Origin of the sequence: Devosia sp. XK-2, assembly GCF_037113415.1 — a bacterium.
Lineage (GTDB): Bacteria > Pseudomonadota > Alphaproteobacteria > Rhizobiales > Devosiaceae > Devosia.
The window spans coordinates 1,088,967-1,109,051 of sequence record NZ_CP146608.1; the positions used below are offsets into that span (position 1 = coordinate 1,088,967).

Here is a 20,085-nt window from a genome sequence, read left to right on the forward strand (position 1 = left end):
CACAAAAGAAAAGAGCCGCCAATTTGGCGGCTCTTCTTACAAAACTTGTTTCCGTTCAGTGCCGGACGACGATCAGGGCGCCGACCTTTACGCGCTCATAGAGATCGGTGACGTCGTCATTGGTCAGGCGGATGCAGCCCGAGGACACCGCCTGGCCGATCGACCAGGGTTCGGACGTGCCATGCACGCGATAGAGGGTGGAGCCGATATAGAGGGCGCGGGCACCGAGCGGATTATCCGGACCGCCCGGCATATAGGCCGGCAGGTCGGGAACGCGCTTGCGCATGGCCGGCGGTGGCGTCCAGCCCGGCCACTCCGCCTTGCGGGTAATGCGATGGGTGCCGGACCAGCGGAAGCCGTCACGGCCAACGCCAATGCCGTATTTCATCGCCTTGCCATCTTCCAGCACCAGGTAAAGCCGGCGCTCGCTGGTCTCGATGACAATCGTACCGGGCTTGTAATTGGTCGAATAGTCCACGATCTGCTTGCGGATCGGACTGCCGCCGCTGCGGTTGCCGCTCGCGGAGCGTTCTTCGAACTGATTGGTATCGGGATTATACCACAAAGCCGCACTGGACGTCAGCACTGTGCTTAAAGACAGCAATACCGCCATGCTGATCGCCAATGCAATTCTGATGATGCTCATGCTTCCACTTGGCCTCTCAAATGCGCTGGCCTGATTCGCGCCCGCGACGATTTGCGCTACTTACTCGGTCTCGTATTTGGCTGGAAGGGTGCTGCCCCGTTTTCGCCATAGATGGCCCATCATCGCCATATTGTGTTGCCAGTCGGTTACACCTGCGGGTTACCAATCCCTCAATGCGATATTTTTGCCTGCTTGACTTTGCAGGCGAGCCCCTGCCAAACCGCCCGGCATTGGCCGAGGATGAACCAGATGAGCGAAACACTGAAGCGCGAGGCCGCGGCCCGTGCGGTCGCCGAAATAACCTCCGGGATGAAGCTGGGGCTGGGCACCGGATCGACCGCCCGCCATTTTGTCGATCTGCTTGGCGAGCGCGTGGCACAGGGGCTCGACATCGTTGGCGTTCCGACCTCGGAGGCGACGGCGAAGCAGGCGCGGGAATGCGGTATTCCCCTGTCGGATCTGGACACGCTCGATCGTCTGGACCTGACGGTCGATGGTGCCGACGAGATCGATCCCGCACTCAATCTCATCAAGGGCGGTGGCGGCGCATTGCTGCGCGAAAAGATTGTAGCTGCGGCCTCCGATGCCATGATCGTGATTGCCGACAGCTCCAAGATCGTTGAAGCGCTGGGCCGCTTCCCCCTTCCGGTGGAGGTCAACCGTTTCGGACTGGGAGCGACCCGGCATGCCATTGCAGCGGTGATGAAACGTCACCACGCGCAGGGCGAGCTCAAAATGCGGGTAACAGCGGCCGGCGAGCCCTTCATCACCGATGGGGGACATCTCATCCTTGATGCTTTTTTTGGCCGCATTTCGCAGCCAGAAGCGCTCTCAAACGAGCTGCTGGACATTCCGGGCGTCGTCCAGCATGGACTATTCCTCAAAATGTGCCGCAAGGCTTATGTGGCAACGCCGAATGGCGTAGAAACACTTCTCAAGGGCAAATGACCAGCGTGGGACGAGACAAGATGGCATTCTGGACAAATCGAAACTGGGCAAAGGGCGCCAAGGCCATGGTAATGGCCGCATTCATCGCCGGCACTGTTGGCGCCGTGGCGCCGGTCATGGCCCAGGAAGTTGCCCCCGAGCAGCTTGCCATGGCGCGTAAATATATTGATCTGACTGATCGTGGCGCTGTTTTTGAGACCACGGTGGTGGAAATCGGCATCGATACCTTGCGCCAGATCGTCACTCAGAATCCCGAAATTCAGCAGCAGACCAGCGATGCCATCGGGGAAGTGATCAAGGAATATAATGGCCGCAAAGGCGAACTGCTCGACCAGTTTGCCCGCGTCTACGCCGTCTATTTCAGCCTTGAGGAACTGACCGAGATCGTTGCCTTTTACGAGTCTCCGGTCGGTCAGAAGCTTGCTCAGGCCAATTCCGATCTGAACCAGGACATTCGCCGCGTCCTGCAGGTTTACACCAACAATCTGCGGACCGAATTCTTCGCCAAGGTGCGCGCCGAACTGCGTGACAACGGCGTCGAGCTCTAAAGCGGCGCGCGGAAAAGTGGGTAGCGGTTTTCCGCAAAAACACCGCAACGACAAATAGAAAGCGGCGTTCCGATGCAATCGGAACGCTTTTCGCTCCAGGAGCGACAGCCTCTCGGATAAGGGCCCCGCCTTGTGCGGGGTCTTTTTTTATGCGAAGCGCGTCCCATATTCATCGGTATTAGACGATGAAGGCATTGATGTGCTGTCATGCGAACAATCGCGCAGGGGGCTTGAATGGATTTTGACTACGATCTTATCGTCATCGGAGCCGGCTCTGGTGGCGTACGGGCCGCGCGGATGGCGGCAACCTACGGCGCCAAAGTGGCCATCGTCGAGGAGTTCCGCGTCGGCGGCACCTGCGTTATCCGCGGTTGTGTGCCCAAAAAGCTCTATGTCTATGCCGCTCGGTTCCGCGACCAGTTCGATGTGGCCGAGAGCTTTGGCTGGCAGGTCGACGCCAGTTTCGATTGGCCCACGCTGGTTGCCGCCAAGGAAAAGGAAATCACGCGGCTTGAGCATGCCTATGCCAGCAATCTTGAAAAGCCCGGCGTCGAAATCATCCGCGACCGCGCCGTTGTCACCGGTCCCAACGGCATTCGCCTCGTCCGTGACGGGCGCGAACTGAGCGCCAGATATCTCCTTGTCGCCACCGGTGCGCACCCGTTCATTCCCGATATTCCCGGCGCGGAATTGGGCATCACCTCCAATGAAGCTTTCGATCTGCCGAAATTGCCGCATTCGATCCTGATCGAGGGTGGCGGCTATATCGCGGTGGAGTTTGCCACCATTTTCGCCGGCCTGGGCGTCAATACGACGATCATCTATCGCGGCGATTGCATCTTGCGCGGCTTTGACGAAGACATGCGCCGTGGGCTCGAAGCGGGCCTTACCGAGCGGGGCATTCGTCTCATCTATCAGACCAACGTCAAATCGCTGGCCAAGACCGGGGATGATATTACAGTCACCTTCAGCGATGGCGTGTCAGCGCCCTTTGGCGCCGTTATGTTCGCCACCGGCCGCCGCCCCAATATTGCGGATCTGGGTCTGGAGGCCGCCGGCGTGAAGCTGACGGAGCACGGCTCGATTGCCGTGGACGAATATTCGCAGACCTCGGTACCCTCCATTTACGCGGTCGGCGATGTCACCAATCGCGCCCAGCTTACCCCCGTGGCAATTCGCGAAGGCTGGTACTTTGCTGAGACAGTGTTCAATGACAATCCGCTCAAGGTTGATCACTCGCTGATCCCCACGGCCGTCTTTGCCGAGCCGGAGATCGGCACGGTCGGCCTCACCGAGGCGGAAGCCGCGACCCATGACGACATCGATGTCTATGTCGCCCGGTTCCGCCCGATGCAGAACACCTTGTCCGACCGGACCGAGCGCATGGTTCTCAAGCTCATCACCGAAAAGGACGAGGGCAGGGTGCTCGGCGTTCATCTACTGGGTCCTGGCGCCGCCGAGATGATCCAGCTCGTTGGTATTGCCGTGGGCATGGGCGCCACCAAGGCCGATTTCGACCGCACTATTGCCCTGCATCCCTCCGCCGCCGAGGAGCTCGTAACCTTCAAGGCCCCCACCTACGTCTATCGTGACGGCAAGCGGGTCTGAGCCTTTCTCCTTGGCATGGGCGCTCTGGCTTGCTAGAGCGCCCGCATTAGCCGTGCCCGGCGTGAAGCGAGACTGACAATGACCACCTGGACCCCCAGCTCCTGGCGCAACAAGCCGATCAGGCAGGTGCCGGCCTATCCCGATCCGGCTGCGCTTGAAGACGCCGAGCGCCAATTGGCAAGCTTTCCCCCGCTTGTCTTTGCTGGCGAGGCGCGCGAGCTGAAATCCCGGTTGGCCTCTGTTGCTCGTGGCGAGGCTTTCCTGCTGCAGGGCGGCGATTGCGCCGAGAGCTTTGCTGAACACGGCGCCGATCATATCCGCGACTTCTTCCGCGTCTTTCTGCAGATGGCGGTAGTGCTGACCCATGGCGCGTCCAAGCCCGTGGTCAAGGTTGGTCGCGTGGCCGGCCAGTTCGCCAAGCCGCGTTCGGCCGATACCGAGACCATCGACGGCATCGAACTGCCGTCCTACCGCGGCGATATCATCAACGACATTGCCTTTACCGAAGCGGCCCGTCTGCCCGATCCCAATCGCCTGCTGATGGCCTATCGCCAGTCGGCGGCCACGCTGAACCTGCTGCGCGCCTTCTCGATGGGCGGCTATGCGGAGCTGACCCGCATCCATGAATGGACCATGGGTTTCATGAAAGGGTCGAGCTGGGATGCACGCTTTGAGGAAGTGGCCCGTCGCATCGACGACGCCATCACCTTCATGTCGGCGCTCGGCATCAATCCCGAGAACACGCCCGCTCTCAAGCAGACGAGCTTCTACACCAGCCACGAAGCCCTGCTGCTGGGCTATGAAGAGGCGCTGACGCGCCGGGATTCGATCACCAATAACTGGTACGCCACCTCAGGCCACATGCTTTGGATCGGCGATCGCACGCGCAATCCGGATGAGGCCCATGTCGAATATTTCGCAGGCATCAACAATCCTATTGGCATCAAATGTGGCCCCAGCCTCGCCAATGACGATCTGTTGCGCTTGCTCGACCGGTTGAACCCCACCGACGAAGCCGGCCGTATCACCCTGATTTCGCGTTTCGGCGCCGACAAGGTGCATGAGCATCTGCCGCGTCTGATCGAGACTGTTCAGAAGGCCGGCCGTACCGTTGTGTGGTGCTGCGACCCGATGCATGGCAATACCATCAAGGCATCGACTGGCTTCAAGACTCGTCCCTTCGACCGGGTGCTGGCGGAAGTGAAGAATTTCTTCGAGGTGCATCGCGAAATGGGCAGCTATGCCGGCGGTGTGCATATCGAAATGACCGGTGATGACGTGACAGAATGCGTCGGAGGCGTTTCCGCGGTCACCGAGGCCACGCTTTCGGACCGCTACAACACCTATTGCGACCCGCGTCTCAATGCCAGTCAGGCGCTGGAACTAGCCTTCCTCGTCGCTGAGGAGGTTCACGCCCAAAAGCCGCCGCGCGAAAGTCGCCTCGCGGGCGAATAATTGATTTGAACCAAATCGTGAGTTGCGCGTTAGATGATCTCGGCGCGCATCAAACAGCTTGTCTCGGTAGCGTCGCGATCAATCTGAGTGGTCCATGCCGAACTCGCTATTTCCTAATGCTTCGCCTGAACTTCGCTATCATCTGGAAAAAGACCCAACAGTAAAACTCTTCAACGAGTTCGACTGGTCGAAGAACGAGCTGGGCCCAATCCCGGGCTGGTCCGAGAGCCTCAAGGGTGGCGTCCGCACGATCATGGTTGCCTCGACGCCCATGGTCATGTTGGTCGGCCAGTCAGGCATTCTCCTTTACAATGACGCCTACGCAAAGTTTGCCGGCCAAAGGCATCCCGCCATATTCGGCATGCCTGCCTTGGAGGCGTGGCCTGAAATCGCCGATTTCAATCGGACCAATATCGAACGGGGACTGCGCGGTGAGGCCTGGGTTCTACATGATCAGGAGCTTGTTCTAAACCGTCACGGGCGGCTCGAATCGGGCTGGATGGATCTGCACTACAGCCCCATTGTTGGTGATAGCGGACAATCAATGGGCACCTTGTGCATCGTACACGAGACAACAGATCGCCTGCTTGCGGAACGCGCATTGGCGGAGAGCGAGCTGCAGTTCCGCACCTTGGCCGACGCCGTGCCGCAAATGGTGTGGTCGACCCGTCCCGACGGGCACCACGACTACTACAATGCGCGCTGGTACGAATATACAGGCGTGCCGGTTGGGTCGACGGACGGCGAGGGATGGAACGGCATGTTTCATCAGGATGACCAGGCGCGGGCTTGGCAGCAATGGCGCCACTCTTTAGCCACCGGCGAACCCTATCAGATCGAATATCGGCTTCGACACCATAGCGGCGAATACAGATGGACACTGGGGCGAGCGCTGCCCATTCGCGATGCGGATTCCAGGATCGTGCGCTGGATTGGCACCTGCACCGACATCCATGAATCGCGCCTGGCTGCTCAGGAACGAGAACTGGTGGCTCAGGAGCTCAGCCACCGCATCAAGAACATTTTCGCCGTCCTCAACGGCATTATCGCTTTGTCAGCACGTGATGATCCGGATGCCAAGCCATTTGCGGATCAGTTGCGCCAACGTATTTACGCCCTTGGCGAAGCGCACGATTTTGTACGGCCACAGAATTACACGGCGCGCGGCGCATCGGGCCAAGGAAAGCTTTCGGCTCTGATTGAGCGGCTCATGCGAGCCTATAGCGAGAACTCAGAGGGATTGTCGCGCATCCGGTTCATTGGGGACGACGCCCTGGTCGATGACGCTGCGGCGACGCCATTGGCCCTGCTATTTCACGAACTTGCGACAAATGCCGCCAAATACGGCGCCTTGAGCACACAGGACGGTACGATCGAAATTTCGGGACGAAAGGGCGATGACGGCTATCACCTGACGTGGCGCGAACAGGGCGGGCCGACGGTCGCCACACCGGACAGGCCGGGCGGCTTTGGTTCGCGGCTTGTGAGCCTGTCTGTTGAGGGGCAAATGCGAGGCACTTTACGGCGCGAATGGAATGCCGACGGTCTTGTCGTCTACGTCGTTGTGCCTCCGGACGCGCTCGACCGGTCGTCGCGCTTGTCGTCAGCGCCGCTCAGCTAGGTCTGGCTTCGATCGCGGACGGCGCCCTATCCGAGCTAGTGTGCGAACGACATCGGCCCGCCCCAGTCGAACAGTTTCATGCGAGCCGGAGGTTTCGCGTCTTTTTCGGCCCTCTTGGCCACTGCAAACGAAACAACATCCCGAATGTCTCGATCATTTGCGGGCTTGGTCAGCACACCCAAAGTGCCCGGCACTCCGTCGCCCAATTGCGAAGGATTGGCCGTAATGAACACGACTGTGACACCGTGGGTTTGCGCCAACATCCTGCCGATTGTCGTTCCGGTTGGGCCGTCGCGCAGATTGAGGTCCACCAGGGCGATATCGGCCTGATTTGCATGAGCGAGCGCCGTTTTCTGGTCGGCCGCAATTGCCACCGGCACATGGCCCATGTCGGCAACGACGTCCTCAATTTCGGCCGCGACGAAAATCTCGTCTTCGACAATCAGAATTCGATAGGTCATCTCAAGCAGTCTTCAGGCACGATACTAAATAGTAATGGTCTACCTGGAATACGCAAACGGCGGTTTGGTTGCGTCTCCGGCAGGAATTGATGTGCGATTCTGGGTGCAATGTCTCGCCAAACCCCTACCACGGGGCAAGAAGTGATTGCCCCGCTTGCTCTGGCAGGGGTGAGCGGCTAATCCTTGCGCCGCATCCGGCCTGCAGCTGGATGGTCCTGTTTTCCGCACCCAGGCCAGTTCCACGTGACCGACCAACTCCGCATCGCGCTTGCCCAACTCAATCCAAAAGTCGGTGATCTTTCCGGCAATCTGGCATTGGCCCGCAAGGCTCTTGATGATGCCAAATCAGCGGGCGCGGACATTCTGATGCTCTCCGAGCTGTTCCTGACCGGCTATTTCCCGGACGATCTGCTGTTTAAGCATCAATTCGTGAAGGACGCTGTGGCCGCTGCGCGTGATCTGGTTGCGGACACCAAGGGCACGGATGTGGTGCTCGTGCTACCCACCATCTGGCTCGATGTGACTGGACTGCATAATGCCGTTCTGGTAGCGGAAAATGGCGAGATCACCGCCCTGCGCTACAAGCGCGAACTGCCCAATAGCGATGTCTTCTACGAGAAGCGCTATTTCGAGCCCGGCCCGCTGCCATTGCCCGTCACTATCAAGGGCGTCTCGGTCGGTATTCCGATCTGCGAAGATATCTGGCATGCGGCTGTCTGCGAGCATTTGGCCATGCGTGGCGCCGAGATCATGCTATGCCCCAATGGTTCGCCCTATTGGACCAATAAACAGCATATCCGCAAGGATCTGGTTCGCGCCCGCGTGGCCGAGGATGGTGTCCCCATGCTCTATCTCAACCAAGTCGGCGGGCAGGACGAATTGGTCTTCGATGGTGCCTCCTTCGCCATGGAGCCGGGCGACAAATTGGTGCTGCAGGGCAAGTCTTTCGAACCCGATTTCATCGTTTCGGACTGGGTGCGCGGCGAAGAGGGCTGGACCTGCACCAATGGGCATGTCCGGGAGCTGACCTCGGTCGAGGAGGCGCCTTGGCGCGCCTGTGTCCTGGGCCTGCGCGACTATGTCCACAAGAACGGCTTCTCCCATGTGGTGCTTGGCCTTTCGGGCGGCATCGATAGTGCCGTTGTCGCGGCCATGGCCGCCGATGCCTTTGGGCCCGAAAAGGTCCACGCCATCATGCTGCCCTATCGCTACACCTCCGAGGCCAGCCTGCGCGACGCCAAGGATTGTGCTGACCGCCTGGGCGTGCGCTACGACGTGGTCGCTATCGGTGATCCGGTGGACAATGCGGTCAACGAGCTCCAGCCCATTTTTGGCAATCGGCCTGTCGACACTGCTGAGGAAAACATCCAGTCGCGCATGCGCGGCACCATCCTCATGGCTGTGTCCAACAAGCTTGGCTCTATGCTGCTGACCACCGGCAACAAGAGCGAAATGGGCGTTGGCTATGCCACTATCTATGGCGACATGAATGGCGGCTATAATCCGCTCAAGGACATGTTCAAAATGGATGTCTATGCCCTGGCCGCTTGGCGCAACAAGCACGTGCCCGGCGACTGCCTTGGTCGGGCAGGGGAGGTCATCCCCCAATCGATCATCGACAAGGCGCCCAGCGCCGAATTGCGCCCCGACCAGACAGATCAGGACAGCCTGCCACCCTATCCGGTTCTGGACGATATCCTGACCTGCATTGTCGAAGAGGAAATGGCTCTGGGCGAAATCGTCGCGCGCGGTCACGATGCGGCCCTGGTCAGGCGCATCGAGCGTCTGCTCAATATCGCAGAATATAAACGCCGCCAGTCTGCGCCCGGCCCAAAGCTGACCCCGCGCGCCTTCGGGCAGGGCCGCAAATACCCTATCACCAACGGCTATAAGGATGGGACAGTCGGATGAGCGTAACCGTTCGCTGGGCGCCGTCCCCCACCGGTCGCATCCATCTGGGCAATGCCCGGCCCGCGCTGCTCAATTGGTACTTTGCTCGCCGCCAAGGCGGCCGCTATGTGCTGCGCATGGACGATACCGATCTGGCGCGCTCCACCCGCGAATTCGCTGATGGTATCGAGGCCGATCTGGCCTGGCTCGGGGTCAAACCTGACCTCTTGGTCCGTCAGTCTGGGCGCACTGCGCTTTACGACTCTGCCCGCGAGCGGCTGATCGCCGCCGGTCGTCTCTATCCCTGCTATGAGACCGAGGAGGAACTCGACCGCAAGCGGGCCCGCGCCCGGCTCCTCGGCAAGCCGCCCATCTATGATCGTGCCGCGCTCAACCTGACCGATGAAGCTCGCGCGCGGCTTGAAGCCGAAGGGCGCGCGCCCCATTGGCGCTTCAAGCTCGATGGCCGCCCGATACATTTCGACGACCTCATCAAGGGACCGCAGACGGTCAATACCGCATCCATGTCCGACCCTGTGCTCATCCGCGCCGATGGGTCCTATCTCTACACGCTGCCCTCGGTCGTCGACGATATCGACCTGGGCATCACCCATGTCATTCGCGGCGAAGATCACGTCTCCAATACCGGCACGCAGATCGAGATATTCGAGGCGCTGGGCGCCTCGGCGCCGATTTTCGGCCATCACAATCTGCTTACGGATGCCCAGGGGCAGGGCTTCTCCAAGCGTCTCGGCAGTCAGTCCATTGCAGATTTCCGCGCCGAGGGATACGAGCCGATCGCCATCGCCATCGTCGCGACCCTTACCGGCACCAGCCTTTCGGTCGAACCCTATGAGAGCCTCGACGCGATTGCCGAAAAGCTCGATTTTTCGATGATCTCGCACGGTTCGGCCCGCTTCGACCCGGCCGAACTCGATACGCTCAACGCCCGCATGCTCCATGCCATGCCCTATGAGGCGGCGGCCTCTCGGCTAAGTGCGCTAGGCCTTGAAGGCGAGGCTATGTGGACGCTGCTGCGCGAGAACCTCGTCAAGTTCCCCGACATCGCGGAATGGTCAAAGCTTGTCACCGGCCCTGTCGAGCCAGTCATCGCTGAAGAGGATCGCGAATTTCTGGCGCTGGCCAAGGCACTTTTGCCGCCCGAACCCTGGGACGACACGACCTGGAGCCATTGGACCAACGCGCTCAAGGCCAGCACTGGCCGCAAGGGCAAGGCATTGTTCATGCCGCTCAGGCTGGCGCTGACAGGCCGCCATGACGGCCCAGAACTCAAGTCCCTGCTTGTCCTGCTTGGGCGTAAGGCGTGTCTGGACCGACTACCCTGACACTTTTCCCGCCCAGCCGGACGATCCGCAAGTCGGGTTCGGCCGGCGCGCTGCGCTGGCGGGCGATTTCGCCCGGACCCGCCGGGCGCGGACGGGGCAGAGGGACATCGGCCAGTGCAACGGTGGCGACCTGTTCGACTGGCGCCGCTTGCACCGGGGTAACGCCTCGCGGATCGCGCAGGGGCATGGGAATGCGCAGGCCGTTAATGTCCAGCATGGCCCGGTTGCTTCCATCCTCCGCGGCGACAACCGTGACAGAACCATCGGCGACAGGCGCCGCATTGCAGCTTGCCGATTTGTCGAAGGCGTTGCGATAGGCAAAGGCATTGGGCAGCGACATATAGGGCACGCCATTGATGCTGCGCATCTGCTCGGGTTCCTCACCCGGATTGTTGTAATAATAGAGCTCCACCGCGGTATTGGGACACATCTGCTGACAGCTGATCGCGTCATTGCCGACATAGTCGGGCAAGGTGGCATAGCTGATGGGCCAGAAGTAGCCGTCGCTCAGCCGCACGCAGACGGTGCGGACCGTATTATAGCCCTGATAGCCCCAATAATCGCCACCATCGATAAAGTCGCCATTGGTGAAGTCATTCTCGGTCGTCGTCCCGAAAATGCGGTTGAAAATATTCTGCCGTTCGCGGGTGAAGGTGGCGCTGGAACCCGCATTGCAGCCGAAGCGGGCCATTTCCTGTAAGATGGCCTCGCGCTGTTGGGCCACGGCATTGGCGTTCTCGACCGCCTGGCTCACCTGCGCATAATCATCTCTCAGGCTCAACACGTCCCTTGCGATGAGCTGACATTGGCGCGTCAAAACCCGCCCGGCCCGGGCATCGTCATTGCAGCCCTCGCGAATATAACGGCTCTCGGCCTGCTGCACCTGCCGCTGCAATTGCCGCGCCGCATTGGAATCGCCTCCCATGCGCTGGAAGTCGCTATTGCGGTCGAACTGGGCCAGCGCAGATTGCAGCTGCGCGCATTGCGCCGCCTGCGCATGGGCCGCCCGCACGTCAAGAGCCAGCAGCAACGCCGTAAGGATCAGAAGGAGGAAGGGCCGCAGCCGCACAGAATTGAAGTTCACACCATTTTCCCGTCTGCGGGTCGCAACCGCCTGCGTTCAGCCGCCCTTAATTGATCGCTAGGCCATGTGGCAACATTATACCCGCCTGATTTGCCCAGCGGTAGCGCGTCCGCGCAACACCGCCACCAAGGAGACCGCCCCATGAAACTTGCCACCCTGCGCAATGGCCGCCCCGATGGCCAGCTTGTGGTCGTCTCAAGCGATCTCTCGCGCTGCGTATCTGCGGGGCGGATCGCGCCCAACCTGCAGGCGGCGCTGGACGATTGGCAGCATGCCGAGCCTGCCCTCACGGCCCTTTCGCAACAACTCGATGCGGGGGAAATTGCCGGGCAGGTATTCGATCCGACATCCGCCCATGCGCCACTGCCACGCGCCTATCAGTGGATCGACGGCTCGGCCTACATGAGCCATCTGGAACGGGTACGGTCTCTCAAAGGTAGCAAAGACGAGGAACTGCAATCGATCCGTCCGTTGCTCTACCAGGGTGGCTCCGATTCGCTGTCGGCTCCGACCGCACCGATCGTGGTCCCGTCCGACGATCTGGCGTTGGACTTCGAGGCCGAGGTGGGCGTGATCATCGGGCCGGTGCCCATGGCCGCGACCCGAGAACAGGCAGCGGCCGCGATTCGGCTGGTGACCGTGCTCAACGACGTTTCCCTGCGCCGGCTGGTTGTTGACGACCTGCAGAACGGTTTCGGATTCTTCCATGCCAAGCCCTCGACCGCCTTTGCGCCAGTGGCCATCACGCCAGCGAGCCTGGGTGCCCATTGGCAGGACAATCGCCTGCATCTGCCCATTCGCGTCGAGGTCAATGACAAGCTTTATGGCCGCCCCAATGCCGGGGTGGGCATGCATTTCGATTTCGCCGACCTCATCGTCGAGGCGGCGCGCACGCGCTATCTCGCTGCGGGCACCATTATTGGCGGCGGAACGGTGTCAAATCCGCATGACCAGACCTTGCCCCTCAAGCCGGACGGCATTGGCTTTGCGTGCATTGCCGAAGCCCGCACGGCAGAGAAGGCCAAATATGGCCGAGCGCGTACACCTTTCCTGCAGCCTGGTGACCAGGTCCGGATCGGCGCCGTAAACGGCGATGGCCGCTCGGTTTTTGGTGATATCGATCAATCTGTCGTGCTTCTGTCGGACTAGCCGATAACATTCGCGTGTGCCCGTTGGGGGCGTCACAAAGCCATGCAATCGTGCCTCAGACGGGAAGAGGGGCCCGCTTCGGTGCAACATCATCTTTGAGGGAACCATTTGATGCTCAACCGTAAGGTTACCGCTCTTGCCTTAGCTGCCTTTGCAGTCATCGGCGTCGCTACGGCAATCGCGCAGGACGCCTTCACACCACCAGCGACCCCTGAGGAGGCAGTCGAAATGCGCCAGGGACTCATGAAAGAGGATGGCGGCATCCTGCGCGTAGCGGGCAATCTCTCCGGCGCCGAGGCGGTGGCCGCCATGACAACGCTGCGGGACAATTACAGCCACATTCCCGCTCTCTTCCCCGAAGGCTCCATTGTGGGCAGCAGCAAGGCCCTGCCGGCCATCTGGGAAAACTGGGATGCCTTCACCGCCATCGCTGAAACAGGACAGGCCGCTGCCGAGGCCGGTCTTGCGGCCGCTGAGGCCGGCGACGCAGCCGGCTATGCTGCGGCTCTGAAGACGCTCATGGGCACCTGTGGCCAGTGCCACCAGCAGTTCCGGAGCTGACCGCCTCCCGCCAAACAATTCGCCTCCAAAGCGATAGGGCGGTCTTCGGACCGCCCTTTTTTGTTTTTGCTTGATTTATTGGCGGCGCCCGGCCAATCTCCGCGCCATGAAGATCAAATGCATCATTACCGGCTGCATTATTACCTGCTAACCCAAGCGTTGGCGGAGCGGTCTTCTTCATCCCGATAGCATCCTGTGGATAGAGGCTCTCCCGCCAGAGCGATCGATATTGTCTGGCCGACAGGACCCTTCGATGACCACGGCAAAGCCGCAGCTTTCTCTCTACAATACGCTCACGCGTTCCAAGGCGCCCTTCACGCCCATGGACGAGGTCGATGTGCGTCTCTATGCCTGCGGTCCCACGGTCTATGACTTTGCCCATATCGGCAATGGTCGCGCCGCCATCGTTTTCGATCTCCTGTTCCGCATGCTGCGCCATATCTATGGTGCCGAGAACGTCACCTATGTGCGCAACATCACCGACGTCGACGACAAGATCAACGCTCGCGCCCTGCGCGACCATCCCGATCTGCCGCTCAATGAAGCCATCCGCAAGGTCACCGAAACCACGGCGGCACAATATCAGAAAGACGTTGCGGCGCTGGGTTGCCTTGAGCCGACGATCCAGCCACGCGCCACCGAAAACATCGCCGAAATGCAAAAGCTGATCGCCTCGCTCATCCAGCGCGGCCATGCCTATGAGGCAGGTGGCGAAGTGCTGTTTGACGTGCAGTCGATGCCCGATTATGGCCAGCTTTCCGGCCGCAACCTTGAAGACAATCTCGCTGGCGCTCGCGTCGCAGTCGATGCGCACAAGAAGAACCCGGCGGACTTTGTGCTCTGGAAGCTGTCTTCGGACGACGAACCTGGTTGGGACAGCCCTTGGGGCCGCGGCCGTCCCGGCTGGCATATCGAATGCTCGGCCATGTCCGAGCGCTATCTGGGCGAGACTTTCGACATCCACGGCGGTGGGTTGGATCTCATCTTCCCCCACCACGAGAACGAAATCGCTCAGTCCCGCTGCGCTCACGGCTCACACGCCATGGCCAATGTCTGGGTACATAACGGCTTCCTCATGGTGGAAGGCCAGAAAATGTCCAAGTCCCTGGGCAATTTCTTCACCATCCACCAACTGCTCGAAACCGAAGACTTCGGCGGCCGCAAATGGCCCGGCGAGGTCCTGCGCCTGGCCATGCTGATGACGCACTATCGTGAACCGATCGATTTCACGGTGAAGCGGTTGGATGAGGCCGAGGCTTTGCTCAATGGCTGGTATCGCGCCGTGGGCGACGTGTCGGCCGAAGGCGGACTTTTCTGCGCTGACATGGTCGACGCGCTCAATGACGACCTCAATACTCCGGCAGCTGTCCGGGCGCTGCATGAATTACGTGTCGAGGCCGCCAAGGGGTCCATGCCCGCCATGCGCTCGCTCAAGGCCAGCGCGGCCCTGCTGGGTCTGCTAACGGATACGGCAACGCGTTGGTTTTCGGGTGAAGGGATCGAAACCGACGCAGTTCAAAGCCGGATATCGGCTCGCCTCGATGCCCTCAACGCCAAAGACTTCGCCAAAGCCGACGCTATCCGCAACGAACTGGCCGAACAGGGCATCGCCCTGATGGACTACAAGGACGAGGCTGGGCAGCGTCAGACGAAATGGGAGGTCAAGCGGTGACCCTCCTGCCACTCTCTGTCACCCGGTTCGACCCATATCCCCACTCCCTAAACCGGAGTTGGAATCATGCTTGATCACGTCGGAATCCTCGTCGCGGACTGGAACAAGGCTAAAGCCTTCTATGACGCAATCTTTGGGCCACTGGGCATAACCTTGCTCAATCAGGTGCCGGAAGAATTTACCGGCGGCTTCAAGGTGGGCGGCTATGGCAAGGACCACCCCGACTTCTGGCTGACCGAAAGCCGGGAAGTGGGCCCTGGCCGGCACTATGCCTTCCGCGCTGAAACGCGGGGCGAGGTCGACGCTTTTTACGCGGCGGCCGTCGCCGCTGGCGGTAAGGACAATGGCGGGCCAGGCCTCCGCGAGCACTACAGCGCCAATTATTACGCGGCCTTTGTCATCGATCCCGATGGCAACAATATCGAAGTGGTGTGTCATGCCCCAGGCTGAAGCTTATACGGGTGGCTGCCAGTGTGGCGCGGTGCGATTCCGCGTCACTCGGCTCGGCCGTCCTTCCATCTGCCATTGCCGCATGTGCCAAAAGGCCTTTGGCGGCTTTTTCGGACCCTTGGTGACAGCGCATAACGCCACCTGGACCCGCGGCGAACCCAAATGGTTCCAAAGCTCCAATGCGGCCCGTCGCGCTTTTTGTGGCGATTGTGGCACCCCGCTCGCCTACGAAACCCGCTTCGGATTGGAACTGGCCATCGGCGCTTTTGACGATCCGACCGTCGCCGCCCCTCAAATTCAGGTCAATCTCACCGACAAATTGCCCTTCTTTGATGGTTTGACCAGCCTGCCTGAGCGGCACGAGGTCAGCGACGAATGGCGCGATTTCATGGCCGGCATCCATTCCAACCAGCACCCCGATCACGATACCAATGATTGGCCAATCAAGGAGGAGAGCTGATGGATCGCTACAAAATGGAGGTCAGTGGCGGCTGCCAATGCGGCGCCGTGCGCTATCATGCCACCGAGATGATGGACAATTCCCACATCTGCCATTGCCGCATGTGCCAGAAGGCCGTTGGCAATATCTTTGCCGCGCTGGTTGCCGCGCCGCGCGAAGCGATCACCTGGACGCGTGGCGCCCCGGCCCGTTTCCGGTCTTCCGATCATGTCGATCGCGGTTTTTGTGCCCAATGCGGCACGCCACTTTTCTACGACGATACCACCGGCAATCGCGTCAATTTCACCATCGGTTCGCTCGATCATCCCGAACTGTTCCCGCCGCACGCCAACACCGGCAATGAAAGCCGGGTACCCTGGTTTGAGACACTGCCGTCCATCGAAGACGGCGGCATTACTGAGGCGCCGGATCGCGAGGCTTGGTGGAGCGCCATTCAGGCCAGTTCGCACCAGCACCCCGATCACGACACCGACACCTGGCCCCCAAAGCAGTAGTTCCGAGTTAGGCCCCCTATGTCCCGCACCCGCCTCTATCTTTTCGACACCACGCTGCGCGACGGCGCGCAGACCGCCGGCATCGAGTTCTCACTCGAGGACAAGATCGCCATTGCGGGAATGCTCGAACAGATCGGTGTCGACTATATCGAGGGCGGCTACCCTGGCGCCAACCCGGTCGATACGGCGTTTTTCGACGCACCTCGGACCAGACAGGCTGTGTTCACCGCCTTTGGCATGACCAAAAGGGCGGGGCGCTCCGCGGCCAACGATCCGGGCGTCATGGGGCTGGTCAATTCGGCGGCGGGCGCGGTCTGCTATGTCGCCAAGGCCTGGGATTATCAGGTCGAGCTGGCGCTGAGCTCCACCACCGACGAGCATCTTGAAGGCATCACGGATTCCGTTCGCACTGCCATCGCGGCCGGCAAGGAAGCCCTGGTCGATCTCGAGCATTTTTTCGATGGCTATAAGGCCAACCGTGACTATGCGCTTGGTTGCGTAAAGACAGCCCTTGAGGCCGGCGCCCGCTGGGTGGTGCTATGCGATACCAATGGCGGCACCATGCCCGCCGAAGTGCGCGAAATCGTCAAGGACGTCATGACCGTGGCGCCCGGTGACCGGCTGGGCATCCACCCCCATGACGATACCGGCCAGGCTGTCGCCAATGCCCTGGCGGCTGTCGAAGCTGGCGTCTGCCAGATCCAGGGCACACTGAACGGCCTGGGTGAACGCTGCGGCAATGCCAATCTGGTGACGCTCATCCCCACATTGGTGCTCAAGCCCTATTATGCCGAGCGCTTCGAAACCGGCGTCACGCCCGAGCATCTCGAACGCCTGACCCACATTTCGCGCGCTTTTGACGACAGGCTCAATCGGGCCCCCGCCCGGCAGGCGCCCTATGTCGGAGCGTCCGCCTTCGCCACCAAGGCAGGCATTCATGCTTCTGCCCTGCTCAAGGATTTCTCCACCTACGAGCATGTGCCGCCCGAAAGCGTGGGCAATGAACGGGCCATCATGGTTTCTCAGCAAGCGGGCAAATCCAACCTGCTCACCGCGCTGGCGCGCCACAATATCAGCATCGAAAAAGACGATCCACGCCTCGAAAAGCTGCTGGCCACTGTCAAAGAGCACGAATCTCGCGGCTATTCCTATGACGGCGCCGACGCTTCCTTTGCTGTGCTGGCCCGCCGCGTTCTGGGCACGCTGCCCGACTTTTTCGATGTCGAGAACTACAGGGCCATGGTCGAGCGCCGGCACAATGCCATGGGCGAGGAAATCACCGTCACCGAGGCCGTGGTCAAGATCAGGGTCGATGGCGAATTGCTCATGTCCGTGGCCGAAGGCAATGGTCCGGTCAACGCGCTCGACCAGGCGCTGCGCAAGGATCTGGGCAAATACTCCTCGCAGATCGAGGATCTGGAGCTGGTGGACTTCAAGGTGCGTATCCTGGACGGCGGCACGGGCGCGGTCACCCGTGTACTGGTTGAAAGTCGCGATGGAACAGGCGAGCGCTGGGTAACCATTGGCGTATCGCCCAACATCATTGATGCCTCGTTTGAAGCTCTGTATGAATCAATCACATACAAGTTGTTGAAGGCTGCTGCGGCTCAGGATTCGACGACGGGGGCAAACACCAGCCGGGCGAGAGCGATCGCCGGCTAATTGGACGATACCGGGAGGGCAAACTGGCCGAAACCGCTCCGAAACGACCTCTGGCTCTGACGATCGGGGCAGCGGCAGTCACTCTACTCGTTGTTCTTGGCGTTCTGTCCGGTCCATCGATTGTCACCTGTTTCAACAGCCCCGATGGCATGGGGCAATGCCTGCGCGGCAAAATGGCCGAAGTGGGCCTGATCCCGGCCGCGCCAGCGGTTGCCGAAGCAGACGCCCCCGCGGACGAAGTGACCGCCAATGAGGAGGAGGTCGTTCCGGCCGAACCCGCGCTGGACGTCACGCCCCCAGCGGACCTCGAACCAGACACCAATGTCGATCAACTGGTCGCGGCCACGTTCGGCCTATTGCGCGCTGAGCCCGATGGGTCCGTGGTCATTGCTGGTAGTGGTACTCCGGGTAGCCGCGTTGAGGTCTTTGCCAATGGCAACCTGCTCGGCACTGTCGAGGTGGAAGCCAGCGGCGATTGGGTATTCGTGCCCGACACGCCACTCGCGCCCGGCGGGCTTGAGATCACCCTGGGCGAAGAGGGCAAGCCCGGCACGGCCGAGGATTCCTTCATCGTCGTCATCAACGAAGACAAGACCAGCCAGCCCCTGGTGGTTGCCAGCAAGCCTGGCGAGGCCAGCAAAGTGCTCCAGGGCCTGACCGCCCCGACGCAGGTTGCGGCAGCGCCCGAGGCGGAGACAGCCACTGAGGATGCGACCAACGCCGAGCCAGCCGGTACAGCGACCGAGCCCGCCCAAACGGCGGAATCGGTTGAAGCCGCCGCCGCCGATGATGACGGCGCCCCAAGTGTGCCGGCCGCAGAACCCGCCATGGAGGTCGCGGCACTGCCAGATGCGCCATCGCCGGAAAGCGCCGCTGCTGTCGAACCATCGGCGTCATCTGCCGCGCCCGAGAGCGCGGAGCCGTCGCAGGTCCAAGATACTGTCGAACCAGAACCGGCTGCAGCGCCCGCCGAGCCGACCCCGTTGGCCAACGAGACGGAATCCGCTGCAGCAATGGAAGTGGCAGCGCAGCCCGAGGCCGAACCGGCCGTGCCCGCTGCTGAACCTGTGGCCGCGGCCACGCCAGAGCCCGCGGAGAGCCAGGTGGCCGCAATGCCGCCGACTATCGACGCCATTGAGATCGAAAATGACCGCGCCTTCTTCGCCGGTGCCGGTCCGGAAGGTGGCATCATTCGCCTTTATGTCGACGATGCTTTCGTCGCCGATGCCACCGTGGAGGAGGGCCGTTGGCTGATCGAGGCAGGGCCGGTGCTCGATGCGCCGAACCAGCGGGTTCGCGCCGATCTGCTCGACCCCAATTCGGCTGCTGTTGTCGCGCGGGCCGAGGTGGATTTCGTGGTAGATGTGCCGGGGGCCGAAACACCGGTCGACATTGCTCAGGCGCCGGTAACCGAACCGGTCGACCAGCAGCCGGCGGCCGCCGCCCCTGCGCAGACGGACGAGAGTAGTGAGCCGGCAGAAGCGACCGAACCGGTCGCCGAAAACGAACCCGCCGCCACCCGGGATCAGCCGGTCGCCCCGCAAGAGGGGACCACAGTCGAGGCCGCAGCCCAACCTGAGACAACCCCGGAGGTTGCGGAGGCGGTCGAGCCTGAGCCAGCGTCATCCGAGCCTGCCGAACCGGCCTCCGCCGAGGCCGCAGTGCCCACAATGGTCGCGGTGTCGCTGGGCGATCCGGAAGCGCAGCGCTTCGCGTCGGGCAAGGCGATAATCCGTCGTGGCGACAATCTCTGGACCATTGCGCGCCGCGTCTATGGCGAAGGCCTCAAATATACGACGATCTACCAGGCCAATACCGGGCAAATCCGTGATCCGGACCGCATCTATCCGGGGCAGGTCTTCGATTTGCCCCAGGAGGCGCTGGATCCATAATCCACACCAAAACGGCGCCAGGCGGCGCCGTTTTTTTCCACCTATTGATTTTCGCCGCAACAGCCCCCATCTTTCATCGCAATTCACCGATTGAACTGATCGCGGGGCCCACAAGCTGTCGCGGTCGCCACCTGCCGA

Annotated in this window: 18 protein-coding genes; 15 read left to right on the top strand and 3 right to left on the bottom strand. The window is 61.1% G+C overall.

From position 1 onward, the window contains the following. Window positions 1-55: 55 nt before the first annotated feature. Window positions 56-646, bottom strand: a complete 591-nt coding sequence (locus V8Z65_RS05260; protein WP_338723012.1) for a L,D-transpeptidase — start codon at window positions 644-646, stop codon at window positions 56-58. A 249-nt stretch (window positions 647-895) separates the two neighbouring features. Here V8Z65_RS05260 and rpiA point away from each other — a divergent pair, with 249 nt between their 5' ends. From rpiA to V8Z65_RS05285, 5 genes are all read left to right on the top strand, one after another. Next, window positions 896-1,594, top strand: coding sequence for a ribose-5-phosphate isomerase RpiA (gene rpiA, locus V8Z65_RS05265; RefSeq protein ID WP_338723954.1), 699 nt, complete (start codon window positions 896-898; stop codon window positions 1,592-1,594). Between the two features lie 71 nt (window positions 1,595-1,665). Continuing rightward, window positions 1,666-2,142, top strand: coding sequence for a DUF2059 domain-containing protein (locus V8Z65_RS05270; RefSeq protein ID WP_338723013.1), 477 nt, complete (start codon window positions 1,666-1,668; stop codon window positions 2,140-2,142). Between the two features lie 234 nt (window positions 2,143-2,376). Then, window positions 2,377-3,750 (top strand): glutathione-disulfide reductase, encoded by a 1,374-nt coding sequence (gene gor / locus V8Z65_RS05275; RefSeq protein ID WP_338723014.1) that lies wholly within the window; start codon window positions 2,377-2,379, stop codon window positions 3,748-3,750. A 78-nt stretch (window positions 3,751-3,828) separates the two neighbouring features. Continuing rightward, window positions 3,829-5,205, top strand: a complete 1,377-nt coding sequence (locus V8Z65_RS05280) for a 3-deoxy-7-phosphoheptulonate synthase class II (RefSeq protein WP_338723015.1) — start codon at window positions 3,829-3,831, stop codon at window positions 5,203-5,205. A 94-nt stretch (window positions 5,206-5,299) separates the two neighbouring features. Then, window positions 5,300-6,826: a PAS domain S-box protein gene (locus V8Z65_RS05285; protein ID WP_338723016.1), complete on the top strand. Its 1,527-nt coding sequence runs from the start codon at window positions 5,300-5,302 to the stop codon at window positions 6,824-6,826. Window positions 6,827-6,861: 35 nt separating this feature from the next. Here the strand turns inward: V8Z65_RS05285 and V8Z65_RS05290 are convergent, their stop codons facing one another. Continuing rightward, entirely contained in the window at window positions 6,862-7,287 is a 426-nt protein-coding gene (locus tag V8Z65_RS05290; protein ID WP_338723017.1) for a response regulator, read from the bottom strand. Window positions 7,288-7,530: 243 nt separating this feature from the next. Between V8Z65_RS05290 and V8Z65_RS05295 the strand changes: the two genes are divergently transcribed. Then, a complete protein-coding gene (locus tag V8Z65_RS05295) occupies window positions 7,531-9,198 on the top strand; it encodes an NAD+ synthase (RefSeq protein WP_338723018.1) in 1,668 nt (555 codons plus the stop codon). Continuing rightward, window positions 9,195-10,523 carry a glutamate--tRNA ligase gene (gltX, locus tag V8Z65_RS05300; protein ID WP_338723019.1) on the top strand — a complete coding sequence of 443 codons (1,329 nt, stop codon included), beginning with the start codon at window positions 9,195-9,197 and terminating at the stop codon, window positions 10,521-10,523. Before V8Z65_RS05295 ends, gltX begins: the two co-directional genes overlap by 4 nt. Here gltX and V8Z65_RS05305 read toward each other — a convergent pair. Continuing rightward, window positions 10,468-11,607, bottom strand: a complete 1,140-nt coding sequence (locus V8Z65_RS05305; RefSeq protein WP_338723020.1) for a DUF2865 domain-containing protein — start codon at window positions 11,605-11,607, stop codon at window positions 10,468-10,470. The two genes, gltX and V8Z65_RS05305, sit on opposite strands and share 56 nt — an antisense overlap. A gap of 141 nt (window positions 11,608-11,748) precedes the next feature. On the opposite strand from V8Z65_RS05305, the gene V8Z65_RS05310 reads away from it, so the two are divergent. The 8 genes from V8Z65_RS05310 (at window position 11,749) to V8Z65_RS05345 (ending at window position 19,947) form a co-directional block, all read left to right on the top strand. After that, window positions 11,749-12,756: a fumarylacetoacetate hydrolase family protein gene (locus V8Z65_RS05310; protein WP_338723021.1), complete on the top strand. Its 1,008-nt coding sequence runs from the start codon at window positions 11,749-11,751 to the stop codon at window positions 12,754-12,756. 111 nt (window positions 12,757-12,867) lie between these two features. Further along, complete coding sequence (locus V8Z65_RS05315; protein ID WP_338723022.1) at window positions 12,868-13,317, top strand: cytochrome c; 450 nt, start codon at window positions 12,868-12,870, stop codon at window positions 13,315-13,317. A 253-nt stretch (window positions 13,318-13,570) separates the two neighbouring features. Beyond that, window positions 13,571-14,989: a cysteine--tRNA ligase gene (gene cysS, locus V8Z65_RS05320; protein ID WP_338723024.1), complete on the top strand. Its 1,419-nt coding sequence runs from the start codon at window positions 13,571-13,573 to the stop codon at window positions 14,987-14,989. A gap of 66 nt (window positions 14,990-15,055) precedes the next feature. Beyond that, complete coding sequence (locus V8Z65_RS05325) at window positions 15,056-15,439, top strand: VOC family protein (protein ID WP_338723026.1); 384 nt, start codon at window positions 15,056-15,058, stop codon at window positions 15,437-15,439. Then, window positions 15,426-15,899 carry a GFA family protein gene (locus V8Z65_RS05330; protein WP_338723027.1) on the top strand — a complete coding sequence of 158 codons (474 nt, stop codon included), beginning with the start codon at window positions 15,426-15,428 and terminating at the stop codon, window positions 15,897-15,899. The genes V8Z65_RS05325 and V8Z65_RS05330 overlap by 14 nt, the downstream gene beginning before the upstream one ends. Further along, a complete protein-coding gene (locus V8Z65_RS05335; RefSeq protein WP_338723028.1) occupies window positions 15,899-16,393 on the top strand; it encodes a GFA family protein in 495 nt (164 codons plus the stop codon). The genes V8Z65_RS05330 and V8Z65_RS05335 overlap by 1 nt, the downstream gene beginning before the upstream one ends. 18 nt (window positions 16,394-16,411) lie before the next feature. Further along, window positions 16,412-18,055, top strand: coding sequence for a citramalate synthase (gene cimA, locus V8Z65_RS05340; protein ID WP_338723029.1), 1,644 nt, complete (start codon window positions 16,412-16,414; stop codon window positions 18,053-18,055). 173 nt (window positions 18,056-18,228) lie between these two features. Continuing rightward, window positions 18,229-19,947: a LysM peptidoglycan-binding domain-containing protein gene (locus V8Z65_RS05345; RefSeq protein WP_338723030.1), complete on the top strand. Its 1,719-nt coding sequence runs from the start codon at window positions 18,229-18,231 to the stop codon at window positions 19,945-19,947. The last annotated feature ends 138 nt before the right edge of the window (window positions 19,948-20,085 follow it).

Bases quoted from the DNA above. Each gene is read 5' to 3' on its own strand.
- cysS (WP_338723024.1), top strand. From the start codon at position 13,571: ATGACCACGGCAAAGCCGCAGCTTTCTCTCTACAATACGCTCACGCGT.
- V8Z65_RS05280 (WP_338723015.1), top strand. From the start codon at position 3,829: ATGACCACCTGGACCCCCAGCTCCTGGCGCAACAAGCCGATCAGGCAG.
- V8Z65_RS05325 (WP_338723026.1), top strand. From the start codon at position 15,056: ATGCTTGATCACGTCGGAATCCTCGTCGCGGACTGGAACAAGGCTAAA.
- V8Z65_RS05285 (WP_338723016.1), top strand. From the start codon at position 5,300: ATGCCGAACTCGCTATTTCCTAATGCTTCGCCTGAACTTCGCTATCAT.
- V8Z65_RS05260 (WP_338723012.1), bottom strand. From the start codon at position 646: ATGAGCATCATCAGAATTGCATTGGCGATCAGCATGGCGGTATTGCTG.
- gltX (WP_338723019.1), top strand. From the start codon at position 9,195: ATGAGCGTAACCGTTCGCTGGGCGCCGTCCCCCACCGGTCGCATCCAT.
- rpiA (WP_338723954.1), top strand. From the start codon at position 896: ATGAGCGAAACACTGAAGCGCGAGGCCGCGGCCCGTGCGGTCGCCGAA.
- V8Z65_RS05330 (WP_338723027.1), top strand. From the start codon at position 15,426: ATGCCCCAGGCTGAAGCTTATACGGGTGGCTGCCAGTGTGGCGCGGTG.
- V8Z65_RS05335 (WP_338723028.1), top strand. From the start codon at position 15,899: ATGGATCGCTACAAAATGGAGGTCAGTGGCGGCTGCCAATGCGGCGCC.
- cimA (WP_338723029.1), top strand. From the start codon at position 16,412: ATGTCCCGCACCCGCCTCTATCTTTTCGACACCACGCTGCGCGACGGC.
- V8Z65_RS05290 (WP_338723017.1), bottom strand. From the start codon at position 7,287: ATGACCTATCGAATTCTGATTGTCGAAGACGAGATTTTCGTCGCGGCC.
- V8Z65_RS05345 (WP_338723030.1), top strand. From the start codon at position 18,229: ATGGCCGAAGTGGGCCTGATCCCGGCCGCGCCAGCGGTTGCCGAAGCA.
- V8Z65_RS05270 (WP_338723013.1), top strand. From the start codon at position 1,666: ATGGCCGCATTCATCGCCGGCACTGTTGGCGCCGTGGCGCCGGTCATG.
- gor (WP_338723014.1), top strand. From the start codon at position 2,377: ATGGATTTTGACTACGATCTTATCGTCATCGGAGCCGGCTCTGGTGGC.
- V8Z65_RS05315 (WP_338723022.1), top strand. From the start codon at position 12,868: ATGCTCAACCGTAAGGTTACCGCTCTTGCCTTAGCTGCCTTTGCAGTC.
- V8Z65_RS05310 (WP_338723021.1), top strand. From the start codon at position 11,749: ATGAAACTTGCCACCCTGCGCAATGGCCGCCCCGATGGCCAGCTTGTG.